This is a genomic window from Fibrobacter succinogenes subsp. succinogenes S85, assembly GCF_000146505.1.
Classification (GTDB): domain Bacteria; phylum Fibrobacterota; class Fibrobacteria; order Fibrobacterales; family Fibrobacteraceae; genus Fibrobacter; species Fibrobacter succinogenes.
Genome location: NC_017448.1, coordinates 2,546,126 through 2,568,511 on the forward strand (window position 1 = coordinate 2,546,126; position 22,386 = coordinate 2,568,511).

Here is a 22,386-nt window from a genome sequence, read left to right on the forward strand (position 1 = left end):
GATTCAAAATACTTATTTGCTATGACTCACTATGCCTTTTGCGCATGAATTCACGGAAATAAACACCGAAGTAAAACACCTTTATTTAATATCAATCAAATCAAAATACATTAAACGTGTATGCAAAGGTTTTTCTCCCAGCATTTTCACGTTTATTCCAAGAGCCCTTGCTTCGTTAATTTCGGAACTATAAAGGAATTTGAAATTGTTTTTCTGATAGTAATGAATGACTTCCGGTTTATTGATTGCATCAACGATGATAAACCGGCAACCGGTCTTGTTTTCGTCGCTACGGAACCAAGCTTTGATGAAGTCCATTACTGCAGAGCCAAAACCTTGTTTGGCAAATTCAATATTCGTCCCCAGGCGACCGACCAAAACTCCGGGATAGCGGCGAAGATTCTTCTCGCCATTCTCAGTGACATATTCAATCTTCGCCTTGTCTTCAGGAGCAAGTTGTTTGATTCGAATTGAATCGTTTGATATTGTAAATGCAGCAACGATGCTTTCGGGACGCTCTCTTAGCCGAAAGACATAAGTCTTTCCCAAAAGTTTCTCGCCGTACAAGCGGAAATCCTCCCTGAAAAATTCGTCAAGGTCTTCATTTCCGCATTTGAAGGGGTTGCAACTTTGCAGCAATTCTGAAGAAAGCCGAGCAAACGAGCATCGGTTCAAAAAATCGGCAAGGGTCATGTCTAGAAACCTTGTTCGCGGAGGAATTTCCTAACGAGCAGGATTTTATCACCAAAATCCTGTTTACGCTCGTTCTTTTCGGCGTATTCGGCTTCCTTGAGAAAACGTTCAGCGTCTTCCCCTTGAAGCGTTGGTATGGATCTTATTGCCACTGCCATAGGTTTACTCCTCAGTTTAAAAATAGGTTTTAAAAGTCTAAATGTCAATATGGCGTTTTTGCGCATATCCTTAAAATAGCATTTGAAAATGGCAAAAAATGACAAAAAGCAACCAAGGTCACATTTGTGACCTTGGACAGCAGCGATAATCGCCGCAGTTTGATGGCTTTCGCTTACTTCAAGTTCGTCTTGAAGAATTCGTTCAGCTTTTCGAAGGGAATTTTTTCCAGGTTGTCGTAGAGGTCAACATGGGAGGCTCCAGGGATAACGAGGAGTTCCTTGTTGCCGACGGTCTTGCTCCAGTTCTTGGTGGCGTCGAGTTTTGCGGGGACGTTTGCCTTCTTGCCGGTCATCTTTTCGAATGCGCCTTCGCCGAAGTAGCGGCTATGGGCCTTTTCGCCGTGGATGATGAGCACCGGGTTACGGATTTCGTCGGCGTATGCGAGGAGCTTGGTGTTCATGAGCGAGGTGCCTGCGGAGGCGGCCCAGCCCTTGTTGCTGTTGAGGGAACGCTTGTGATAGCCGCGCGGGGTCTTGTAGTAAGCGTAGTAATCCTTGACAAAGTAAGGAGCGTCGTCCGGGAGCGGGTCAATAACACCGCCGGCCAGGTCGTACGAGCCGTTCTTGAAATCCTTGGTGCGCTGGGCCATCAGAGCCTTGCGGGCCTCGTTACGGGCGTCAGCGTTGTTTGCGGAATCGAAGTAGCCGTTCGCGGTTACGCGGCTCATGTCGTACATGGTCGAGGCGACCGTCGCCTTTACGCGGGTATCGATGCCGGCAGCGTTAATCGCCATGCCGCCCCAGCCGCAAATGCCGATGATGCCGATGCGTTCCGGGTCAACGTTGTCGCGGTTCGAGAGAAAGTCCACGGACGCCATGAAGTCTTCGGTGTTGATGTCCGGGCTGTTCATGTAGCGCGGCTCGCCACCCGATTCGCCGGTGAAGCTCGGGTCGAAAGCGATGGTCAGGAATCCGCGTTCCGCCATCTGTTGGGCGTAAAGGCCGCTGGACTGTTCCTTGACGGCACCGAACGGGCCAGAGACCGCGATCGCGGGAAACTTGCCGTTCACCTTAAGGCTCGTGTCCTTGGGCACGAACATATCGGCGGCGAGTTCAATGCCAAAGTGGTTCTTGAAAGTGACCTTGGAATGTTCGACCTTGTCGCTCTTGGGGAAAACCTTATCCCATTCGGCGGTGAGCGTGAGCTTGTTCATATTTTCGTCCTTTGTCTGTTGTGCTGCGGAGGCTGTTTCTGTTGCGGACTGCGCGGCCGGCGTGGCGGCACCTTGCGCAGCATTGTTTTCTTTTTCGGGGCAGCATGCCATCAGGGTGCATGCGGAAACCACGGCGAGCGCCGCTTTTAAGAATCTGGATTTCATGATTTATCTCCTATTTAAAAATTCAACTCTTCTTGTCATGTCCGCGCAGGCGGACATCTCCCTTTACATTTTTAATATTATTTATTCCCTGTACAATAGCAATTGCTTATTTACTATGGTTTGTTATGCTTTTTAGGCATGGATATTTAATAAACGAATTCAATCAGGTTGCTGGCCGTCGTGAGCTTTCCACAGGCATTCCGTCAATGCAAAGTCTGAAAATTTTGCCAAGAACGAGGAATCTTCAGGGCTACAAGCGTAAATACCAAAGCGGATTTTACCAGCACCTTCCCACATATGGCAAATGCGCATTTGCGTGAAGTTTTTTCCATCTTGCGAACATTCTATGCAATAGTCACTTTCTCGACGGCTAAAGCGGAACCACATCGTTTTAATTTCGGCACTGATAGCAGTCGTAGCCCAGTCGGAATAACCGTGGTTGGTTACAACCGAACCAAGATGCTGGAATTTTTCATTTTCGTATTCAACAGATGCTTTCAGCCAATTTTCAGAATCAAGATACATAGCGATTCCGCACTGATCGAAGCGATGATGGCTTCCAGAAAAATCTGTTTTCATGACAAACGAGAAAAATTTTTCCTCCGTTTCAATCGAAGAACCGGCGCATTGTCGTTGCGAAAACGGTAATAAGTTCTTTGCCAAAGATCCGTATGCGGATCGGTCACGATGCAAATTTCATCCTCGCCAACTTTGTAAGTTGCAGGTTCGCGAGTCCATTTCAGGTCGGCAGAGTCAAAAACTTGCTTCATGAGGAATACCTTTTTTCATAGTTGATCACCCTTTATTAAGCTTTCTTTCCCATGGCGAACGCTTTTTTCAGGAGCGCGGAATTCTTCTTGACATCGCCTGCGCTTTCGGCACCTGTGGCGCAGAGAGCGCCCTTGAGCTTCACGCCGTCAAAGCAGGCAATCCACCCGCCAATGCCGCGCTTTGCGATGTTCATGGCCTTCGCATCGGTGTCGGCGGCAGAAGTGAGCAGGTAAATTTCGCGGAACTTGTAATCGCTGGAATAGAGGGAATTCGCGCGGTCGAGCATCGTCTTGAGCTGGCCGCTCATCTCGTAATAGTAAATCGGCGTTGCAAACACGATGACATCGGCCGATTCCATCTTCTTGGTGATGGCGGGAGCGTCGTCCTTGATGACGCATTTGCCCTTCTTCTGGCAAGCAAGGCAGCCCATGCAAAAACCGATCTTCTTGCCGCGCAGCGACTCGAATTCCACCTTGTTGCCCGCCTCGGCGGCACCCTTCGCGAACTCCTGCGCCAGGGTTTCGGAGTTGCTACCCTTACGCAAGCTGCTGGACAAGACCAATACTTTTTTCATAGGTTCCTCTCGGTTGAAGTCTTTACATGTTCAAATATACCTTCATTTTTCAGATATTGCAAATACTTTGTTTTCATAACTAGATATGCTTATAAGGCATAGATTTAAACGGCATAAAAGGACGGGGCATTTTTTAGCATCTACTTTTCTTCGATCAATTCTATCAACTGTTCCTTGTCGGGTAACACAGTTTGATACTTGCTGGCAAAGATCTGCGAATTGCCTTCAGGCAAAGTAATTTCTACAAGGGAGTCCGACTTTTTCTTGCAAAGAACGATGCCGATAGTGTTATTTTCGTGCGGAAGCTTTACAAAGCGGTCATAGTAGTGCACATACATCTGCATTTGGCCCAAATCCTGATGCGTGAGTTCGCCAATCTTCAGATCCACCAACACAAAGCACTGCAGCAGCCTGTTATAAAGAACCAGGTCCACAAAAAAATGCTTTTCGTCCAGCGTAATCCGCGACTGCCGCCCCACGAAAGTATACCCCTTACCCAGTTCAAGCAAAAAAGACTCCAACTTGTCGATGAGCTTGCTTTCCAGTTCGGTTTCCGAATATTCGGACTGTTCCGGCAGTCCCAAGAATTCCAAAATGTAGGGATCCTTGACAATGTCCGCCGGGGACTCCACGATACACCCTTTTTTAGACAGTTCTCTCACCGATTCCTTATCCTTGCTTACAGCGAGCCGTTCATAAAGCGCGGAATCGAACTGCCTTTTGAGTTCCCGCAGGCTCCAATTCGAGTTTTTCGCCTCAATTTCATAGAATTTCCGTTCGTCGGGATTATCAATACGCATCAGGAACAAGTAATGGGACCAGCTCAAGACGAATTGGTCAGACACTGTCTGACCAATTTGATAAGTCAGATAGAAATCCCGCATCTGCTTCAAGTTCGTCGTAGAAAATCCCTTACCATAATTTGCAGTAAGTCTGGCAGAAAGATTTTTGAGGACTTCCTTTCCATATTCTGCGCGGATGTTACCCTTCTGCTCGTTTTCGACAATCGAACGGCCAATTTCGTAATACGTGCGCACCATCGCCGTATTAACGGCAACAGCAACAGACTTACGGTTCTGTTCGAGAATCGACGCAATTTGAGAATAAAGAGCGTCTTCCCTATGATTAGCCACTTTTTTAGTCATATAGCCTCCGTTTGGTTGCAATTTGCGACGCCGCTTTCGCGGCTGGTTAGTGTTAGAGGCGTCTCTTGTTTTCCGAAAATCCAGAATAAAAAAAGACGCATTTTCCCATTAGACGGAAAAACACGTCGGGCATTAATGTACCTAAATCCATCAAAACTGGCAAGGGAAGCAAGAAAATTTTACATAACCACTGGGGTTATTCGTATTTCAATACTATTAACATCAAAGACCTTGTGGAAACTCTTGATTTGAACCTGTCGGAATTTCCGACAGGTTTGCCCGAATTTGTAATTTGCAAAAAATGCAAAATGGTATACTGAAGAGAAATAAAATCAAACAAGTTTGATTCTGCGCCGTTCGCCTTGCTTTTCCGCCTACATGCATAAAAAAGCGGGGCATTGACAAAAATTACGCTACGTACAACGTCTTCTGGAAATCGGTGAAGAGTTTCTTCAAATCCTTGCCGGTCACGCCCATTTTATCGCAGGCATCTTTGATGGTGCCATATTTGAGTTTGACAAGCTCGGGCAACTGATTCAGCGATAGTTCATCGACTCCGTTTTCCACATACTGCTGCAAGACAAATTCCATGAAGGGAACTTGTTTCTCGGAGATTTCGTTCAGGATTTCTTCGTGCATCAGGCGGACTCTTTCGGCGCGTTCCATGGGGCTTTTGTTGTAGGCGATGAGTTCCAATACATCGAGCAGGTCGCATTTTTCGTTTTGCGTCAGCGCTTGCACTTGGCGAAGCCTTTCTTTGCTGAATCCGTTGTCGCTCAAGTTCTGGAGCAGGGCTTCGCGGGTCGTGGGGTCAGACCAACGGGCACGCAAATCCTGGCTGTCCTTAAAGAACTCAGGAATCTTGCCGAAGAGAATTTTGATAAACTGTTCGAGCGTTATGAGTTCGCCATCGAACATGAACTTTTCTTGCCACTGAGCCTGCAAACGGAGCACGTGGTTTGCGGAAAGTTTAATTTCGATGCATCTTTTTTCTTTCGTTTTGGCGTCGCATGTGCACGGGAGATTGCCACAGATTTTACAGGGTCTCGGTTTGCGTGGTCCGCCGCTAGAGCCTTTGTCATCATCGGGATCCCCACCGTTGGGCGGTTCCGGCGTATCTATAATTGGCTCGCCATCCCACTCAGGGTCACTAAAGTTCTTGCTTGCGCCCACGAAGTCGTAAATGGTGAAGAAATACTTTCCGTCGAAAAGTCTCGTGCCGCGACCGATAATCTGCTTGAATTCGATGATGTTGTTCACAGGACGCATCAGTACGATGTTGCGGACATTCTTGGCATCAACACCTGTTGAGAGTTTTTGCGATGTCGTGAGAATCGTGGGTAACAGTTTTTCATTGTCTTGGAAAGTCTTCAAATCGGCTTCGCCCTTGTCGCCATCGTCACTGGTGACTCGCTTACAATAATTCACGTTGGGCTTGCGAGAATGCTGATTGATGAGGTCTCGCAGAATGGCCGCGTGGGCCTGCGTCGCACCGAACACAATCGTTTTTTCGTCGGGGTCAATCTGTTTCAGGAATTCTTCTACCCTAAACTCATCGCGTTCGCGAATCTTGATATTGCCGTGATAAAAATCCGTTTCCGTATAAATTTTATTCGGGTCAATTTCGCCGCTTTCTACATCGTCTTCGGGATCGTAGATGTAGTTGTCAATATTGCTAGAAGAAATCCGGACGCGGTAGGGTGTCAAGAAGCCGTCTTCGATTCCCTGTTTCAGCGAATACACATAGACAGGCTTTCCGAAATACTCGTAGGTGTTGGCATTTTCATTTTTCTTGGGTGTCGCGGTCAGGCCCAAGTGATACGCCCGTTGGAAATAATCAAGAATATCACGCCAGCGGCTTTCGTCGTTAGCGGCACCGCGATGGCATTCGTCAATGATGACAAGGTCAAAGAAATCTTCGGGATAATTTTCATAAACGAATTTTCCATTCAACGAGGTCATCATCGTCTGGAAAATGCTGAAATAGATGCTCGGGCCCTTGGGCACGCCTTTTGATTTGGCGATGGATTCCGGCGTAATGCGGCACATGGCATTTTCGTCAAATTGTCCGAAATCATTGAGAGCCTGATTCGAGAGGATATTGCGGTCGGCAAGGAACAAGATGCGCGGCAAGCGTTCCGTTCCATCGACATTCCAATGCGCCTTGAAAATTTTCCAGCAGATTTGGAAAGCGATGTAGGTTTTGCCCGTTCCCGTTGCAAGCGTGAGCAAGACGCGGTCCTGCTTTCGGGAGATAGCATCCATGACGTTATTGACAGCGATTTCCTGATAGTAGCGGGGAGACTTGCCGCCATCCCTGTTGAACGGAACTGCATTCAGCTTGTCGCGGAGCGGATTGTTTTCAGGATAAAGTCGTTCCCAGAGTTCCTGCGGTGTCGGGAAGGCATCAACAAAGCCTTCTTCACCCGTCTGCATGTCGATTGCCCAGATTTTATCGCCGTTGCAGGAATACGTGAAGCGGATGTTCATGCGTTCCGCATATTCCTTGGCTTGCGGCACACCCTCGCTTACATCAAGTTCGTCCTTTTTCGCCTCGACGATGGCAATCTTGATGCCCTTGTAAACCAGAAGGTAGTCAATTTTCTTGGGGTTGCGTTCGGCATGACCGATACGACCCGGAGCAATCTCGTAAGCGGACTGCTCCGTATAAATGGCGCTGTCTGGTGTCACTTCCCACAAGGCTTCTTTCAGCTTGGGGTCAATCTTCTTTCTTCTGGTATCGGACTCGTTCATAACTTAGGATTCCCCCTCGAAAGTTTTCTTCAGAATCGATTTTTTGAGTTCGTCGCAGTTGGCGATGATTTGCTTGTAGTTTACTTCGAGACGCTTGACGTTCTCGGAGAGTTTGTCTAGACGAGCGACAATTTCTTTCTGGACGGAAAGGGGCGGGAGGGGGATTTGGAAAGATTCAACATATTCTTTTGACAATCTTTTTAATCCACAGGCTCCAAGCATCTGTTTTTTTCCTCCTGAAATAAACCTTGATGACATTAGAACATAAAACAAGTATGAATTAATCATTGATTTTGTCGTTCGGAATACAATATATTCACTTGATCCAAAACCTACACCATTCAGTAAATTAGACGCAATACCCATTTTCCCATTTTCAAAGCATGGAGTCACTTTTGCCAACAAGACATCTCCCTCAGCAAAAAAAGTATATGACCCATGAACTTCTGATAATGCCCTGCTTTTATGAGGAATGGTGTTTCGTTCTCTTATATTTAAGTCTTCCATTGGAAGGAAAGAAACTTCATCTGTCCCTTTTAGATGGCTCAGAGCTTCATTTTTTGAAGGACGAAGAATACACAATTCTCTTAGAGTTTTCCATTCCCAGCCGGAGGGCAATGTGCCATTTTTACCGGGATTCAGTTCTTTTTCAAGAGTTGATTCGAATAGTTCCTTGGCGTTTTTGAGATTGGTTTCGGCGTTTGTTTTGAGCGTTTCTATTTTTGAGAATTCTTCGTCAAGGAATTTGACTATGCTCTTTTGCTCCGAAAGAGGAGGAACAAGTATTTCAGTTTCTCCATAATCTTTAAAATAGATATGAGGAATAGCCGCACCCTGAATACTCTTAGAAAAATCAATATTTTGGAGAGCGTAATTTATAAACTTGATGTCATTCCCTTCTTTGGGGAGAATATACTGAAGCGTTCCAATAACAGATGAAAATGCTGGTAGAAGCATTGTTCGACCGACACCTGAACCATCTTTAATAATTCCTATGTAATCCCGATTTCTTTGATAGAAGTCAACATTTTGTATATACCCACTTGCACCGAAAATAGGATAATCACCAGTCAAATCTTTCAAATCAGACTGCTTAATATTTGATGAACCCTTTTCACAAATATCCTTCAGTTTCTTCCATTCCCATTTGCTCATAACATTCTCCGGTTGCCTAGACCCATTCGACTTTGTTTATCCCGGACTTGTTCCGGGACTCAGGGTGACACTTTGTTTAACGCTTTGGATTCTATCGCTACGCTCCAGAATGACAAAGTTCTCATATCGACAATTTGGCGAGGATTTTCCTATTCTCTTCGTCTAAGCTCTGCATTTCCTTGATGATGGTTTTGGCGTCGCGGAGTTCGACTTCGGTTTTCTTGTTGGGATTTTTCACCGAGAGGTCGTATGTTTCGGGGTTCAAATCCTTGACGTTTATGGTCCACGATTTTTCGCTATCGGTCTTTTTCTTCTGCAACTTCACGAATTCCGCAAGGTCATCTTCGGTGAGCGGGTTCGTCTTGCCCAGATTGCGGCCAAAGTCCGGCTGGTAGTACCAGATTTTTTCGGTGGGGCGACCTTTCTCGAAGAAGAGCACGACGGTCTTTACGCCTGCACCCGTAAACACGCCGCTCGGCAAATCGAGAATCGTGTGCAGGTCGCAGTTTTCCAGGAGTTCCTTGCGCAACATGACCGAAGCGTTGTCGGTGTTCGAAAGGAATGTGTTCTTGATGACGATGCCCGCGCGGCCGCCCGCCTTGAGCAACTTGACAAAATACTGCATAAAGAGGTAGGCAGTTTCGCTTGTCTTGATGGGGAAATTCTGCTGGACCTCGGCGCGTTCCTTGCCACCGAAGGGCGGGTTCGCGATAATGACGTCCTTACGCATTTTCTGTTCCACGTTCGCCATGTTTTCGGACAAGGTATTCGTGTGCAAAATGTTCGGGGCGTTCACGCCGTGCAAAATCATGTTCATGATGCCGATGATGTAGGCAAGGCCTTTTTTCTCTTGTCCGTAGAAGGTTTTCTTCTGCAAAGTTTCCCTGTCGGCAACGCTCTTGACTTTCTGCTTCATGTAGGCGTAGGCTTCGCAAAGGAACCCAGCACTTCCGCAAGCCGGGTCTAGCACGGTCTCGCCGATTTTCGGGTCGATGATGCGGACGATGGTGCGGATAAGCGGACGCGGCGTGTAGTATTCGCCGCCGTTACGGCCTGCGTTGCCCATCCTGCGGATTTTGTCTTCGTACAGGTGGCTCATCTCGTGCTTATCTTCGCTGCTCTGGAAACTCAGCGCGTCGGCATACCACAGGATTTCGCGGAGGTTGTAGCCGCTAGTAATCTTGTTGCGGAGTTCACCGAAGATTTCGCCAATCTTGTACTCCAGCGATTGCGGCGTGGTGGCGGTTTCCTTAAACTTTTTGAGGTAAGGGAACAGCTTGTTGTTCACGAAGTCCGTGAGGTCGTCGCCGGTGAGCGCCTTGGCGTGGTCAGGTTCGCCGTTCTTGGTCTTCGGGGCGGCCCAGGTGTTCCAGCGGAACTTCTTATCGATAATCCGTTCGTAGGTCTCGCCCTTGAGTTCGGCTTCTTCTTCGCGCTCGGCTTCGAGGTTGTCCAGATACTTGAGGAACAGGACCCATGAGGTCTGCTCCACGTAATCCAGTTCGTTGCTGCAACCACCCTCTTTCCAGAGAATGTCATCGATATTGTTAAAAGTCTGCTCAAACATAAGGGCCTCATTTGCTAGCCCTTATACTGGTGCATTGAATCCACAAAAAAGGCGTGGTATCGAATGCACCCACCGCCTTGAGGTAACGACCAAGAAACCTATCCAACGTAAGCACAAACGACCCACGCACAGGGTGCGTGAGTGTCTGCCCATTCTCGTTGGATTTGAAAATTTTGGTCGTTTTTCAAGGCGAGAATAAGAGCAATAACTCAAATTTCCATGCGCCCCAAACCGCAAGGAATGGGGCTATGTCAGTGGGAAATATATGTAAATATGCGAGAGATGGATTGCCACGGGTTCTACGAACCCTCGCAATGACGTGTATCAAGCCCGGAATGACGCAAGGAAAGTCGATGCAGAGTGGATCCTATCGCCGCATTGCGGCTCCAGGATGACTGGAACATGACATTAGGGCGGGTGGGCGGGACAAGCCGGGGCGTTGCGGGGCGGCGAGCGCCCGCAGAGGGGGTGCTGGAAGACTTGCCCTAGACCCTATCGCTGCGCTCTAGGGTGACAACAGGGCAAGGCTGCAAGCAGGGGGAGACTTCCCCCACCATCAAATCAATCAGTTATTCCTTCCGGGCAGTATTTTTGCAATTTCATACCTGCGGGGCTTGAATTTTATTAGTTTTCGGGTATGGAACTTCGAGTTTTGCGGTATTTTCTGGAGGCGGCGCGGTTGGGGAATGTCTCGCGCGCGGCGGATAATCTTTGCGTGACGCAGCCGACGGTGAGTCGCCAGCTCAAGGAGCTGGAGGAGGAGCTGGGCGAGAAGCTTTTCGAGCGCACGAACTACGCGATTCGGCTGACGCCTGCGGGGGAACTCTTGCGGGAGCGTGCGGAGGATATCCTTTCGATGGCGGACAGGACGGTGCAGGATTTCAAGTCGCTGAAGGAAGACGAGGTGGTGGGTGAAATCGCCATTGCCTGCGCGGAATCGCGGAACGTGAATTTTCTTTCGAAGTGCATCGGGATTCTCCGGGACGACTATCCGAAGATTAAGTACAACTTATATTCGGGCGACAGCGAGCGCGCCCTGGAAAAGCTGGACAAGGGCATTTTCGATTTCGCGGTGGTTGTAGATAACGTTGATTTGGAAAAGTACAACTGTCTTGCGGTGCGTTCGGTGGACCGCTGGGGAGTGGTGATGCGTCGCGACGACCCTCTGGCCAAGCGGGATTTTATTGAGCCGAAGGACTTGCTCGACAAACCGCTGTTGGCGTCGCGACAGGCGATGGTGGCGGATTTACCGAAATGGTTTGGCGACGATATCGCGAAGCTGAACGTAATCGTGGGGCTCGATCTTTCGTACAACGGTTCGGTGCTTGCGAAGGAGGGCACGGGCTACCTGCTCACTTTCGACGGCCTGGTGGATACGAGCCGCACTTCGCGCTTGTGTTTCAGGCCGCTCATGCCCGAGCTCACCACCAACATGTACATCATTTGGCGGCGGGGCCAGCAGTTCACGCGGGCGGGGGAACTTTTCCTCGATACGCTCCGGCACGTGCTGGGGGAATAAAAAAAGGATCATTCTCATGCTTAAAATTGAACAATATAATACAAAGTATATCAACGACGCGATTGAAATCTGGAACGACATTGTCGAAGACGGCATCGCGTTTCCGCAAATGGATTTGCTTGACCCGCAGACGGGAGACGAGTTTTTCAAGTCGCAATCGTTCACGGGCATCGCTATCGATGTGGACTCCGGCGAAGTGGTCGGGCTCTACATTCTCCACCCGAACAATGTCGGGCGCTGCGGGCATATTTCGAATGCAAGCTATGCGGTCAAGAAAAATAAGCGCGGTCAGCATATCGGCGAATTTCTCGTAAAGGATTGCCTCGCGAAGGCCAAGGAAATCGGCTTCAGGATTTTGCAGTTTAACGCGGTCGTCGCGACAAATACGTCTGCGCTCAAGCTCTACAAGAAGCTCGGCTTTACCCAGCTCGGCGTGATTCCCAAGGGATTCCTGCTCAAGGACGGGAGTTACGAGGATATCATCCCGCACTATATCGAACTGTAAACGTAAACTCCTGAACGGGTCGAAACAAATTTTCCGTTGAATGGTTTGTTTAACGTTCCGTAAACTTTGATTGGGCAGAACAGAGGTGTCTCAGGTGTTTTTTCTTTATCGAGAAGGTCCAGTTGCAGAGTGTCACCTTTGATGAACGCTCCGATTGATTTGACATATTTTCTAGGATAGTCTAATTGCGACGGGAAAACAATGACGTTTTTCCCGTTTTTTTCTTCGACAAATGCTGAGTCGGAAGAGTAGTGCTTATCTATTTCCTGTTCGTCAAGGATGCAATCCGATATGGAATCCAGAGTGACGAAATCCTCGTCATAGCGGATGATTGAATAAGCGCCCATAGCTGCTAGATACTTCTCTTCTAGTTCTCCTTTTAGCGAGGTATAGACTAGAACGGGGCAGGCGAGGTCGGGTACGGCTGTGCTTTCTTTTTTTCGTTTCATGGAAACGATCAACGTGTCGTTTGCGCTGCGAGTTGCGATGGTGTAATTGTCTCTTAAATCATTGATATTTGCAGGGAATGTGAGTCTCCATGTTCCGTCAAAATATTTAAGGTAGATTTTATTTAATGCGATGAGTCCTTCAATTGAATCGGGATTGATGATGCATGACGAAATTGAATCCAGAATCAGTGGGCTTTTCCCGTTGTTTGCGAAAACGCCTTCATTTCCGTTTGCCCCGCTAGAATTGTCGCTTGAACAGCCTGAAATGGCAAATGATGTAAATAGTATAGCCAATGCATGGGTGAGTGCGATAGACTTTTTGTTCATGTTAATCCTCCTTACTGTATTGATAATTACTTAATATAAAATAATAAAATTGGTTGGCTAAAATTGATAAAAATTGCAAAAGTCATGAAAAAACTTGACAATGTATTATCTTTTTTTTATGATACCCTTGAAAAAGAGTGTTTTTGTTAGAATCTGTTGATTCTCTAATGAAAAATATTTATATTAACTCTTGAGTAAATAACTTTAGAGTTAATAACTTTGGAGTAAATAAGATGTTTGTCGGACGTAAAAGAGAATTAAAGCTTCTTGAAGATCTTTATCGGTCTAAAAAATTTGAAATGCTAATCATGCATGGTCGTAGGCGTGTGGGCAAGAGTTTTCTTTTGGCTCACTTTGCCTCGCTTCATGAAAAGGATACTGTGTTCTTTACTGCTGACAAAGGGAGCGAAGCCAATAATGTTCGTAATTTTTGTACGGAATTGAAACGGGTATTAAATGCTGGCGATTTTTTGAATTCACTTGAGACTTGGCAGGATGTCTACTCGTTCATCGATGGTGCCGCTTTTTCTAAACGTGTGAATATCATTATTGACGAGTTTACTTATTTGTACAATTCAAATCCTGTATACGATTCGGGGCTGCAGAATGCTATTGACCGAATTCTGAAAAAAAAGAACATTTTTTTAATTTTGTGCGGTTCTGAAGTTTCTGTTATTGAGGACTTGTTTGATGATTCGACCAAACCTTTATATGGTCGCAAGACTGCCGATTTGAAATTGCAACCATTTTCATATAAAGAATCTAAAGAATTTTTCCCCAAATATAGTGACGAAGAAGTCCTAACGGTTTATTCAATTCTTGGCGGTATTCCTCTATACCTTTCTCTTTTTGACGATTCCGTTTCTATTCGCGAGAACGTCATCAAAAATTGCCTTTCTACAACGGGCTACTTATACAATGAAATTGATACGTTGCTTCGCATGGAACTCAAAGAAACGCTTTTTTATAAGAATATTCTGCTTGCTATCAATTCTGGTGCTTCGACGCTTAATGATATAAAGATGAAGGTTGGAGAAGATGGGGCGAAGATTGCAAAATACCTGAACGTCCTTCAAAATTTGGGATTTATCAAAACAGAAATCCCTGTTGGCGAAAAAGGCAAGGCTCGCAATACGCTTTATTCCATTGACGATAACTACTTTGCTTTTTATTTCAGGTTTATTTATAAACATTTGAATATGTTGAATGGGCTTATTTCACCTGAAATTTATTACGATAGAGAGTTTACAACTGAAAGCTTAAATGGATATATTGGGCATCGATTTGAAAGAGTGTGCTCGCAGTTTATTATGGAAAAATCCTATAATGGCGAGCTTCCGTTCTTTGCTGAACAAGTTGGACGCTGGTGGGGTAATAACCCTCTTGCGAAACGTCAAGAGGAAATAGACATTGTTGCCCAAGATGAGAATAATGCCATTCTTTGCGAATGTAAATACACTGAAAAGGCGTTTGATGAGACTGAACTTTCTGACTTGCAGGCGTGCGCACCGTGTATTAAACGCGACAATTTGTATTTTTGGATTTTTTCCAGAAAGGGAGTCACGGCTGGAGTCAAGAAGAAAATAAAAAATCTGGGCAATTACAAGGTTATTTCGATAAAAGAATTGTTTGCTTGATTTTAAAGCGCGCTGTCGAGTGCCATCATGAGCGTGAAGCCGACGGCGAAGAGGATGGTGCCTGCGTCAAAGTGGTCGCCTTCGCTCACTTCGGGGAGCATTTCTTCAACGACAACGTAAATCATTGCGCCTGCCGCAAACGAAAGCAGGTAGGGCATGAACGGCGAAAGAATTTCGGCGGCGATTAAGGTAATCAATGCGCCGATGGGTTCGACTGCTCCGGAGAGCGCCCCAAGTGCGAATGCCTTTTTGCGCGTTGCGCCTTCGGCTTTTAGCGGGAGAGAAACGACTGCTCCTTCAGGGAAGTTTTGGATGGCGATACCGATGGAAAGCGCGAATGCTGCCGAGAGTGTGATGGCTACATTTCCAGAAAGCCAGCCTGCGAAAACGATGCCGACCGCCATGCCTTCGGGCAAGTTGTGGATTGTTACGGCGAGCGTGAGCATTGTGGTGCGTTTAAGTTTTGCTCTCGGTCCTTCAGGAGTTTTACTGCCTAAATGCAAATGCGGTGTGATTTTGTCTAAAATGTACAAGAACAAAATACCTGCCCAGAATCCTACTGCGGCGGGTGCAAAAGCTAATTTACCCAAATGTTCGCTTGCGTCGATAGCCGGGAGGAGTAGGCTCCAGACGGATGCCGCTACCATGACGCCAGCCGCAAATGCTAAAAGTCCGCGCTTGAGGTTCTGCTTCATTTGCCCGCGGATAAAGAATACGCAGGCTGCGCCGAGAACCGTCCCTAAAAATGGGATGGTGAGGCCTTGAATAATGGGTAAAATGGGTTGAGTCATGCGAAAAAAGATAGTATTAAAACTTGACAATTTCAAAAAACGCGCTGGAGTTTTGAAGGTCTAATTGGAGTAGCGTAAACGATTACATTTTTGTATCGTAGACACATGAATAAGTTAAAGTCTTTTGTTGTCGCGGCCTCTGCCGTATTGCTTTTTACAACTTCTGCAAATGCGTGCCTTGCCGCCTGCAAGGAAAAGAAGCGGGATGAAGCTTACAGTAAGCAACTCTCGGCAGCTACGTTGCAGACGATTATTGATAACGCTTTGCCGTTGAAAACGGTGGACCCAGAACTTGGCGAACCTTATCAGGTCTACCCGATTGACGTAAAACCGTATGATAAGGATTTTCATGCAACGTTAATTGAATATCCTTACGGAAGTTCTCCGCGTGCGGTGACGCATGAACCGAATCCGCGCGGAATTATCTTGTATGTGCATGGTTATAATGATTACTTCTTCCAGGAAGAACTTGCGGAAAAATCGGATTCTGCAGGCTTTGCGTTCTTTGCGATAGACTTGCATTACAATGGTCGTTCGTATAGTGAAGGCGAGCCGCGCTCGGATATGCGTAGCGTCAAGGAATACTATGCGGAGTTGGATGCTGCTGTGGCGCTCAGCAAGAAGATTGCTGCGAAGGGCTCGAATGTTAAATTGCCATTTGTCATTCTCGGTCATTCGCAGGGTGGGTTGATCACGCCGAATTACCTGAATGAACGTAATAGCGAAGATTTTGCAGCTCTCGTTTTGAACAGTCCGTTCCTGGATTATAAAAATAGTTGGTTTGTTCGCAATGTGGCTTTCCCTGTGTTCTCGGATATTGCGCTGTTGTTGCCTGATGCACCCGCTCCGAAACAGGAAGCCCCTAAGTACAACATATCTCTTTTGAAAAGTGAAAAGGGCGAGTGGGAATTCAATCGTGAATTGAAAAGCGATGAATGGCCACAACAGTATTTTGGATACCTCCGTGCGACAACTCGCGGCATCAAGTGGATCCATGCGGGAATGCAGATCAAGGCTCCGGTTCTCATGATGCGTAGCGGCTGCACGGTAAATACGGTCAAGTGGGATGACGACTACATGCGTTGCGACTGCATGCTTGATGTGAATCTCCTCGAAAAGTGGGCTCCGAAATTGGGTAGTGATGTCACGACCGTAACGATTGAGGATGGCATGCACGACTTGTTCCTTTCGCGCAAGGATGTCCGCGATAACGCTTATCGCACGATGTTTGAGTTCTTGGATGGCGCCATTTTGCGGAAGCAAATTGTCGTTGCGCAGAACTTTTAATTATTAGATTTTGTTTTAATCGGTTAGCGCACTTTCCTTGTCATGAGGGGAGTGCGTTTTTTAGGAGAAAATGATGAGTAAGAACATTTGGGATATCTTTGCGCCGGTTTATGAATTCGCGATGCGTTCGCAGAAGGATATTTATGATTTTATGTATGGGCGAATTGGCGAGGTCGCGCGGGGCAAGGATGTGCTTGAGCTTGCAACGGGTCCGGGAATGATTGCGCGACATATTGCACCGCTTGCGAATCACGTGGTGGCAACGGATTTTGCTCCGAAGATGATCGAGACGGCTCGCAAGGCGAAGAATCCGGAAAACGTGCGTTTTGAAGTTGCTGATGCGACTTCGTTACGGTTCATGGACAACGCTTTTGATGTGGTCGTGATTGCGAATGCTCTCCACATTATCCCGGAGCCATCAAAGGCGCTTGCGGAAATCCGCCGCGTCTTGAAAGATGACGGCGTGCTGATAGCTCCGAACTTTATATTCCCTGCTGATGGCAAAAGAAACTTGTGGCAAAAGCTTTTGAGTCTTGTCGGTGTCCGCTTTGCGCACGAATGGACGGAAAACGAATACAAGTCTTTTTTGAAAGGAAACGGCTGGACGATAACGGAAAATTGCGTTATTAAGGGGCGGATTGATTTAGCGTATGTGGAATGCAGGAAATAGAAAATCGCGTACTAAAAACGAAAATTGCCCCGGATTTCTCCGGGGCAATTTAGTAGGTGGTTATTGAATGAGTTCTAGTTCACTTCTTGGAGCTTGAGCATTTTGCCGAAGAGGCCGCCTTTCGCTTTGAGTTCTGCGGGGGAGCCGGTTTCGACAACTTGACCGTTTTGCAGGACCACAACCTTGTCTGCATTGGCGATGGTGCGCATGCGGTGGGCGATGATGATGACGGTCTTGTTCTGCACGAGTTTCGAAATGCTCTGCTGAATCTTGGATTCGTTTTCGACGTCGAGGCTTGCGGTGGCTTCGTCGAGGAGCACGATGGGGGCGTCCTTGAGGATGGCGCGGGCGATGGAGATTCGCTGGCGTTCGCCGCCGGAGAGTGTATCGCCGTTTTCACCGATGACTGTGTCGTAACCTTGCGGGAGCTTTTGGACAAAGTCATCGCAGTTTGCAAGTTTTGCGGCTCGCAGGATTTCTTCGTCGGTGGCGTCGCGCTTACCGATGCGAATGTTGTCGCGGATGGAAGTGTTGAACAGCACGACGTCTTGGAAGACGATGGAGAAGTTTTTGAGGAGCGTTTCGGGGTCAATTCTCGAAATGTCCTGGCCGCCGAGCGTGATGGTGCCGCCTTGAATGTCCCAGAAGCGAGCGGCGAGCTTTGCGGCTGTTGTCTTTCCGCTGCCAGACGGGCCAACGAGTGCGGTGATTTCGCCTTGCTTGGCGGTGAACGAAGCCTTCTTCAAAACTTGTTTTTCTTCGTTGTAGTAGAAATCGACGTTTTTGAATTCAATGTCGTAATCAGCGGGCTCAAACTTTGTGGAACCGCGCTGGACTTCCATATCGTCCATTTCCTTGAATCGCTTGAGACGAACATCCAAGAAGAATAGTTCCGTCATGTTGTTTAGAACGAGATAAATGGGGCTGTAAATCGTCGATGCGCAGACGATGTACACGAGGTAATCAAATACGCTTAATTTGTCTTGTGCAAGGAGGATAGAACCGAAAATGAGAACGGAAGCAAGGCCAAATTTCAGGAAAATTTGTGCACCGTTCAGGATGACTCCTGACATGAATTCGCCTTTAATCTGGGAATGTTCATAGAATTTGGAGTGATCATCCAATGCTTTGCAGACGCTTTCTTCTTCGCAGTAGGACTTGATTTCTTGAATGTTTTCAAGGCTTTCCTGAATGTCTTCGGTAATGACGCGGGCCGCATTGTAGGTATGCTTGAAGTTTTTGAACTGTAATTTGCGGGACAAGTAAATGAGCAAGCCTGCAAATGGTGCTACCCACAAAAGTGCAGCAGCCATCACCGGATTGTAAATGATGAGTGCGACTGCGCAGATAACGAGCATCGCGGCGACTGCGAAAATTTCAGGAACGGCGTGCGAGAAAATCATTTCAAGAGCGTTTACGTCGTTCATGATAGTCGATGTCAAGTCGGAAAGGTCTTTTTTGCCAAAGAAGGCGAGCGGGAGCTTGCGCAACTTTTCGGCAAGCGTGATGCGACGTTTTTTACATTCCGAATAGACGGATTCGTATGTGCTGTCGTAAGAGAGCGCATAGATGAAGTACATGACAAGGTAAATGACGACCGCAATTGCTATGTAAACCCAGAAATTATGCGGTTCTGCCGACGGATTTTGCATTTTCGCCATGAATTCCTTGAGGAACAGGAATACGAACGAAAGCGGGAGCATTAACGAAAGGTAATGCCACGTTGTCCAAAATACGCCTTTGATAAATGTTTTTGTACCTTCATCAGAGAGGACAAAACGATTTTTAATCCAGTTATACATTCTTGCCTCCGATAGTCCAGCTGACGGACTGCTGATAATCTTGCCACATCTTGGCGAATACGCCGCCCTTTTCAACGAGTTCCTTGTGCGTGCCGCGTTCCATGATGCGGCCGCCTTGTACGACGAGAATCTGGTCGGCGTTAACGATGCTTGTGAGTCTGTGTGCAATCATCAAGACTGTTTTGCCCTTCGAAAGCGTTTGCAGTGCTTGCTGGATAAGGCTTTCGTTTTCGGGGTCTGCAAATGCGGTCGCTTCGTCAAGAACGACGATCGGCGCGTTCTTGAGAATGGCGCGGGCAAGGACGATTCGCTGCTGTTCGCCACCGGAGAGGTATGTACCCTTGCTACCGATGACGGTGTTGATGCCTTCGGGCAGGCGGTCAATGATTTCGCGGCATTGGGCGAGATCAAGCGCCTTGTTGACGCTTTCAATGGATGCCTCAGGAGTTCCGTAACGGACGTTTTCCAAAATACTCTTCTTGAAGAGTCGAGTATTCTGGAAAACGAATGATGTGTTTTTCATGAGGACTTCTTGGGGTATTTCCTTGATGGGCGCGCCGCCGACTAAAATTTCACCATCGTTGGCGTCGAAGAATCTCGGGACGAGCTTTGCGATGGTGCTCTTGCCGCCGCCAGATGTACCAACGAGTGCGACTGTTTCGCCTTCCTTTATTTTGAATGAAATGTCATGAAGGACTTCATTTTCTGTGCCGGGGTAGGTGAACTTGACATTCTTGAATTCAATATCGAAATGCTTGACTTCTTGCGGGTTTGTCGGTGTAGCAAGTTCCGGGTAATCTGTCAACGATTCGATGCTGCCGATGGCAAGTTTTGCCTGGTTTACGGCCTGGCTCAAGTACATGCTGCGCATGACGCACTGCGAAAATACTGGGGTTACGAGAACATAGAGCATCAAATCGACGATTGTTGCGGCGATGTTGCCGGAACTCGTTGCGATGAGGAATGTTGTGGGGACGAGGATGAGGGCGACTCCGTTGATGAGCGTCGTGTAAGAACACATGATGAACTTCCAGCTGCTGGAATATGCAGTGACCATCTGATGGTAATCATCAATTGTCTTATAAAAATTCTTGAACGAGAAAATAGTTTGTTGGAAAACTTTAACAACGGGAATGCCGCGCACATATTCGACGGCTTCGGTGTTCATATCTTCGAGCGACTTCATGTATTTTTGCATAAAGTCCTTGCTCTTGTTCATCTTGGAGCCGAGCGTGATGATGGCGTAGGCAATTGGGACGAGGGAGGCGATGCCAAGACGCCAATCGAAAATGAACAACAATACGAGCGAGGCGATGGGAACGACGATGGTCCCTGCTAAATCCGGGAGTTCGTGCGCCATGAATGTATGTGTGACGGCTGCGTTGTCGTCAATGATTTTGCGGATGCGTCCGGTGGGATTCTTGTCGAAAAAGCCAAGCGGGAGCTTGAGCAATTTTTTCATGGTGATTCTGCGGATGTTGCCTTCGATGCGGAAGGCGACTAAGTGCGAACAGATGAGCGCTGAAAAATAGAGCACGATGCTTATGACGGAGAAAATGACGGCCATCAATGCGTAATGCTTGACCATGTCGTATGAAATATTACCTGTGTCAGCGAATAATTCACGGACGATGAGCCATACATATATAAAGGGAGCGATCCCTGCGATGGAACTCAATGATGAAAATAAAAGTGCAAACGGATATAAAATTTTTCGCGATTGCATATAAGGTGTTAGTCTTTTGAAAACACTCATAGTTACCTTCTGTTTGTTTTTCGCACCAATTTTAATTTATTGAGGTCTTGTTTTAAAGGTTATATTAGTCATATCTAACTTTTTGGATTGATTTGAGTCCATTTGGAGTTGAGGCGGTCTTTTGGGATTTCTAAAATGCGGGCGAAACTTGAAAGGTGTATAAACACTAGGAGTCATGTATGAACAAAAAACTTATTGCACTTACTTTTGCTGCAAGCCTTTTTGCCGCCTGCGGTAGCGATTCTTCGAGCAACGCAAGCTCTGATTCGGATGATTACAAACGCGAATTTGCAACTTCCATTTCGACCGGCGAAACAATGTTTATCGGCACGATGTCCCTCGATCACACGGATGATTTGGGCAAAGACTTTGTTGAAGTTGGTACGCGTGCAGGCGTTGTGTATTATGATAATGCCTTGTTCATCGCTGATTTGGATGTTGGTTCTATTTCCCGTTATAGCCTGACTGAAAACAACAAGCTTGGCAAGGTGACTGCAAAGCTCTCTCTCCCGGGAACTTGGGTGAACCACATTTATTTTGTCAACGATGAAAAGGCTTATTTGGGTGGTATGCTCGATTCCTTGATCATCATCAACCCGAAAACCATGAAGCAGACGGGTGCCATTGATCTTTCTAAGTACAAGGATAAGGACGCTCTCGTGGTGAGCCCGGGAACTGGCGTGATTGTTGACGGTCGCCTCTATGTAGGCCTCTTGCAGAACGTGAGCGATTATGCTACGGGTAACGAAGCTCAGGTCGCCATTATCGATGTCAAGAAGGACGAAGTCGTCGCTGTTGCTAAGGATGACCGCGTTGCTGCCGTGGGTTCCTTGGATGACTCCCAGAACCAGGCATTTACCGTTATTGATGGCTATATCTACTGCTACAGTAATGCTTCTTGGGGCTACGCTCCGGGCCAGGTTGATGGTTTCCTCCGTATCAAGGTGGGTGAAACCAAGTTTGACAAGGATTATGCCTGGTATATCACGAAGGATGTCGCTATTGATGGCATTACAAAGAAGGACAATTTCAAGTACCTCTCTCCGGCAACGTATCCGTCGGAAGATGGCTATGTCTATTCTTTTTTGAACGTGATGGTCGATTTGCAGCAGACTTGGACGGACATGGATAGCTATCACAATAACACTTGCAAGCCGGTGCAGGTTGACCTTGCCAACAAGAAAATCAAGGCTTTGCCGATTGGTTATTCTTCGAGCTGGGCTAGCTACGGTAAGTACGTTGAAGACGATGGCAACGTAATTTTTGCGGTCTCTACTGAAGAAGATGGCAATGCATACTTCCGCTATGATCCGAAGACGGATAAGGCTGAAAAGATTGCCAAGTCTGAACAGATCCCGATGTGGATCGTTCCGCTGAAGTAATAGATGCTTTGATAAAAGGTGACCCCGGAACAAGTCCGGGGTGACATTGTAAAAAAGTAGTTCTG

At 47.1% G+C, this 22,386-nt stretch carries 18 protein-coding genes and 1 pseudogene; 6 read left to right on the forward strand and 13 right to left on the reverse strand.

Annotated features, from left to right (window positions below):
• Positions 1-81: 81 nt before the first annotated feature.
• The 9 genes and pseudogenes from FSU_RS10500 to FSU_RS10540 form a co-directional block, all read right to left on the reverse strand.
• On the reverse strand, positions 82-693 hold the full coding sequence (locus FSU_RS10500) for a GNAT family N-acetyltransferase (protein ID WP_014546385.1): 612 nt from the start codon (positions 691-693) through the stop codon (positions 82-84).
• 2 nt (positions 694-695) lie between these two features.
• A complete protein-coding gene (locus tag FSU_RS16435; RefSeq protein WP_015732092.1) occupies positions 696-851 on the reverse strand; it encodes a hypothetical protein in 156 nt (51 codons plus the stop codon).
• Between the two features lie 173 nt (positions 852-1,024).
• Positions 1,025-2,176, reverse strand: a complete 1,152-nt coding sequence (locus tag FSU_RS10510; protein ID WP_014546387.1) for an alpha/beta hydrolase — start codon at positions 2,174-2,176, stop codon at positions 1,025-1,027.
• Positions 2,177-2,389: 213 nt separating this feature from the next.
• A pseudogene (locus tag FSU_RS10515) lies at positions 2,390-3,000 on the reverse strand (DUF1349 domain-containing protein).
• Between the two features lie 35 nt (positions 3,001-3,035).
• Positions 3,036-3,575, reverse strand: coding sequence for a flavodoxin family protein (locus tag FSU_RS10520; protein ID WP_014546388.1), 540 nt, complete (start codon positions 3,573-3,575; stop codon positions 3,036-3,038).
• A 140-nt stretch (positions 3,576-3,715) separates the two neighbouring features.
• Positions 3,716-4,720 carry a PDDEXK nuclease domain-containing protein gene (locus tag FSU_RS10525; RefSeq protein WP_014546389.1) on the reverse strand — a complete coding sequence of 335 codons (1,005 nt, stop codon included), beginning with the start codon at positions 4,718-4,720 and terminating at the stop codon, positions 3,716-3,718.
• A gap of 408 nt (positions 4,721-5,128) precedes the next feature.
• Positions 5,129-7,474 (reverse strand): EcoAI/FtnUII family type I restriction enzme subunit R, encoded by a 2,346-nt coding sequence (gene hsdR / locus FSU_RS10530; protein WP_014546390.1) that lies wholly within the window; start codon positions 7,472-7,474, stop codon positions 5,129-5,131.
• Positions 7,475-7,477: 3 nt separating this feature from the next.
• A complete protein-coding gene (locus FSU_RS10535; protein WP_014546391.1) occupies positions 7,478-8,629 on the reverse strand; it encodes a restriction endonuclease subunit S in 1,152 nt (383 codons plus the stop codon).
• A gap of 121 nt (positions 8,630-8,750) precedes the next feature.
• On the reverse strand, positions 8,751-10,196 hold the full coding sequence (locus FSU_RS10540; RefSeq protein ID WP_014546392.1) for a class I SAM-dependent DNA methyltransferase: 1,446 nt from the start codon (positions 10,194-10,196) through the stop codon (positions 8,751-8,753).
• 637 nt (positions 10,197-10,833) lie between these two features.
• Here FSU_RS10540 and FSU_RS10545 point away from each other — a divergent pair.
• Entirely contained in the window at positions 10,834-11,715 is an 882-nt protein-coding gene (locus tag FSU_RS10545; RefSeq protein WP_014546393.1) for a LysR family transcriptional regulator, read from the forward strand.
• A 16-nt stretch (positions 11,716-11,731) separates the two neighbouring features.
• Positions 11,732-12,220 carry a GNAT family N-acetyltransferase gene (locus FSU_RS10550; RefSeq protein WP_014546394.1) on the forward strand — a complete coding sequence of 163 codons (489 nt, stop codon included), beginning with the start codon at positions 11,732-11,734 and terminating at the stop codon, positions 12,218-12,220.
• Here FSU_RS10550 and FSU_RS10555 read toward each other — a convergent pair.
• The gene (locus tag FSU_RS10555) at positions 12,205-12,996 is read right to left on the reverse strand and encodes a hypothetical protein (RefSeq protein ID WP_014546395.1); all 792 of its coding nucleotides are present in this window, start codon (positions 12,994-12,996) and stop codon (positions 12,205-12,207) included. The two genes, FSU_RS10550 and FSU_RS10555, sit on opposite strands and share 16 nt — an antisense overlap.
• Before the next feature lie 233 nt (positions 12,997-13,229).
• Between FSU_RS10555 and FSU_RS10560 the strand changes: the two genes are divergently transcribed.
• Positions 13,230-14,633, forward strand: a complete 1,404-nt coding sequence (locus tag FSU_RS10560; RefSeq protein WP_014546396.1) for an ATP-binding protein — start codon at positions 13,230-13,232, stop codon at positions 14,631-14,633.
• Between the two features lie 2 nt (positions 14,634-14,635).
• Here FSU_RS10560 and FSU_RS10565 read toward each other — a convergent pair whose 3' ends face one another.
• Positions 14,636-15,424 (reverse strand): ZIP family metal transporter, encoded by a 789-nt coding sequence (locus FSU_RS10565; RefSeq protein ID WP_015732095.1) that lies wholly within the window; start codon positions 15,422-15,424, stop codon positions 14,636-14,638.
• 105 nt (positions 15,425-15,529) lie between these two features.
• Here FSU_RS10565 and FSU_RS10570 point away from each other — a divergent pair, with 105 nt between their 5' ends.
• A complete protein-coding gene (locus tag FSU_RS10570) occupies positions 15,530-16,711 on the forward strand; it encodes an alpha/beta hydrolase (RefSeq protein ID WP_015732096.1) in 1,182 nt (393 codons plus the stop codon).
• A 73-nt stretch (positions 16,712-16,784) separates the two neighbouring features.
• Positions 16,785-17,381: a class I SAM-dependent methyltransferase gene (locus tag FSU_RS10575; RefSeq protein WP_014546399.1), complete on the forward strand. Its 597-nt coding sequence runs from the start codon at positions 16,785-16,787 to the stop codon at positions 17,379-17,381.
• A 74-nt stretch (positions 17,382-17,455) separates the two neighbouring features.
• Here the strand turns inward: FSU_RS10575 and FSU_RS10580 are convergent, their stop codons facing one another.
• Both FSU_RS10580 and FSU_RS10585 read right to left on the reverse strand, forming a co-directional pair.
• Positions 17,456-19,183, reverse strand: coding sequence for an ABC transporter ATP-binding protein (locus FSU_RS10580; protein WP_014546400.1), 1,728 nt, complete (start codon positions 19,181-19,183; stop codon positions 17,456-17,458).
• Entirely contained in the window at positions 19,176-20,939 is a 1,764-nt protein-coding gene (locus FSU_RS10585; protein ID WP_014546401.1) for an ABC transporter ATP-binding protein, read from the reverse strand. Before FSU_RS10585 ends, FSU_RS10580 begins: the two co-directional genes overlap by 8 nt.
• Positions 20,940-21,118: 179 nt before the next feature.
• Between FSU_RS10585 and FSU_RS15920 the strand changes: the two genes are divergently transcribed.
• On the forward strand, positions 21,119-22,321 hold the full coding sequence (locus FSU_RS15920) for a hypothetical protein (RefSeq protein WP_015732097.1): 1,203 nt from the start codon (positions 21,119-21,121) through the stop codon (positions 22,319-22,321).
• The last annotated feature ends 65 nt before the right edge of the window (positions 22,322-22,386 follow it).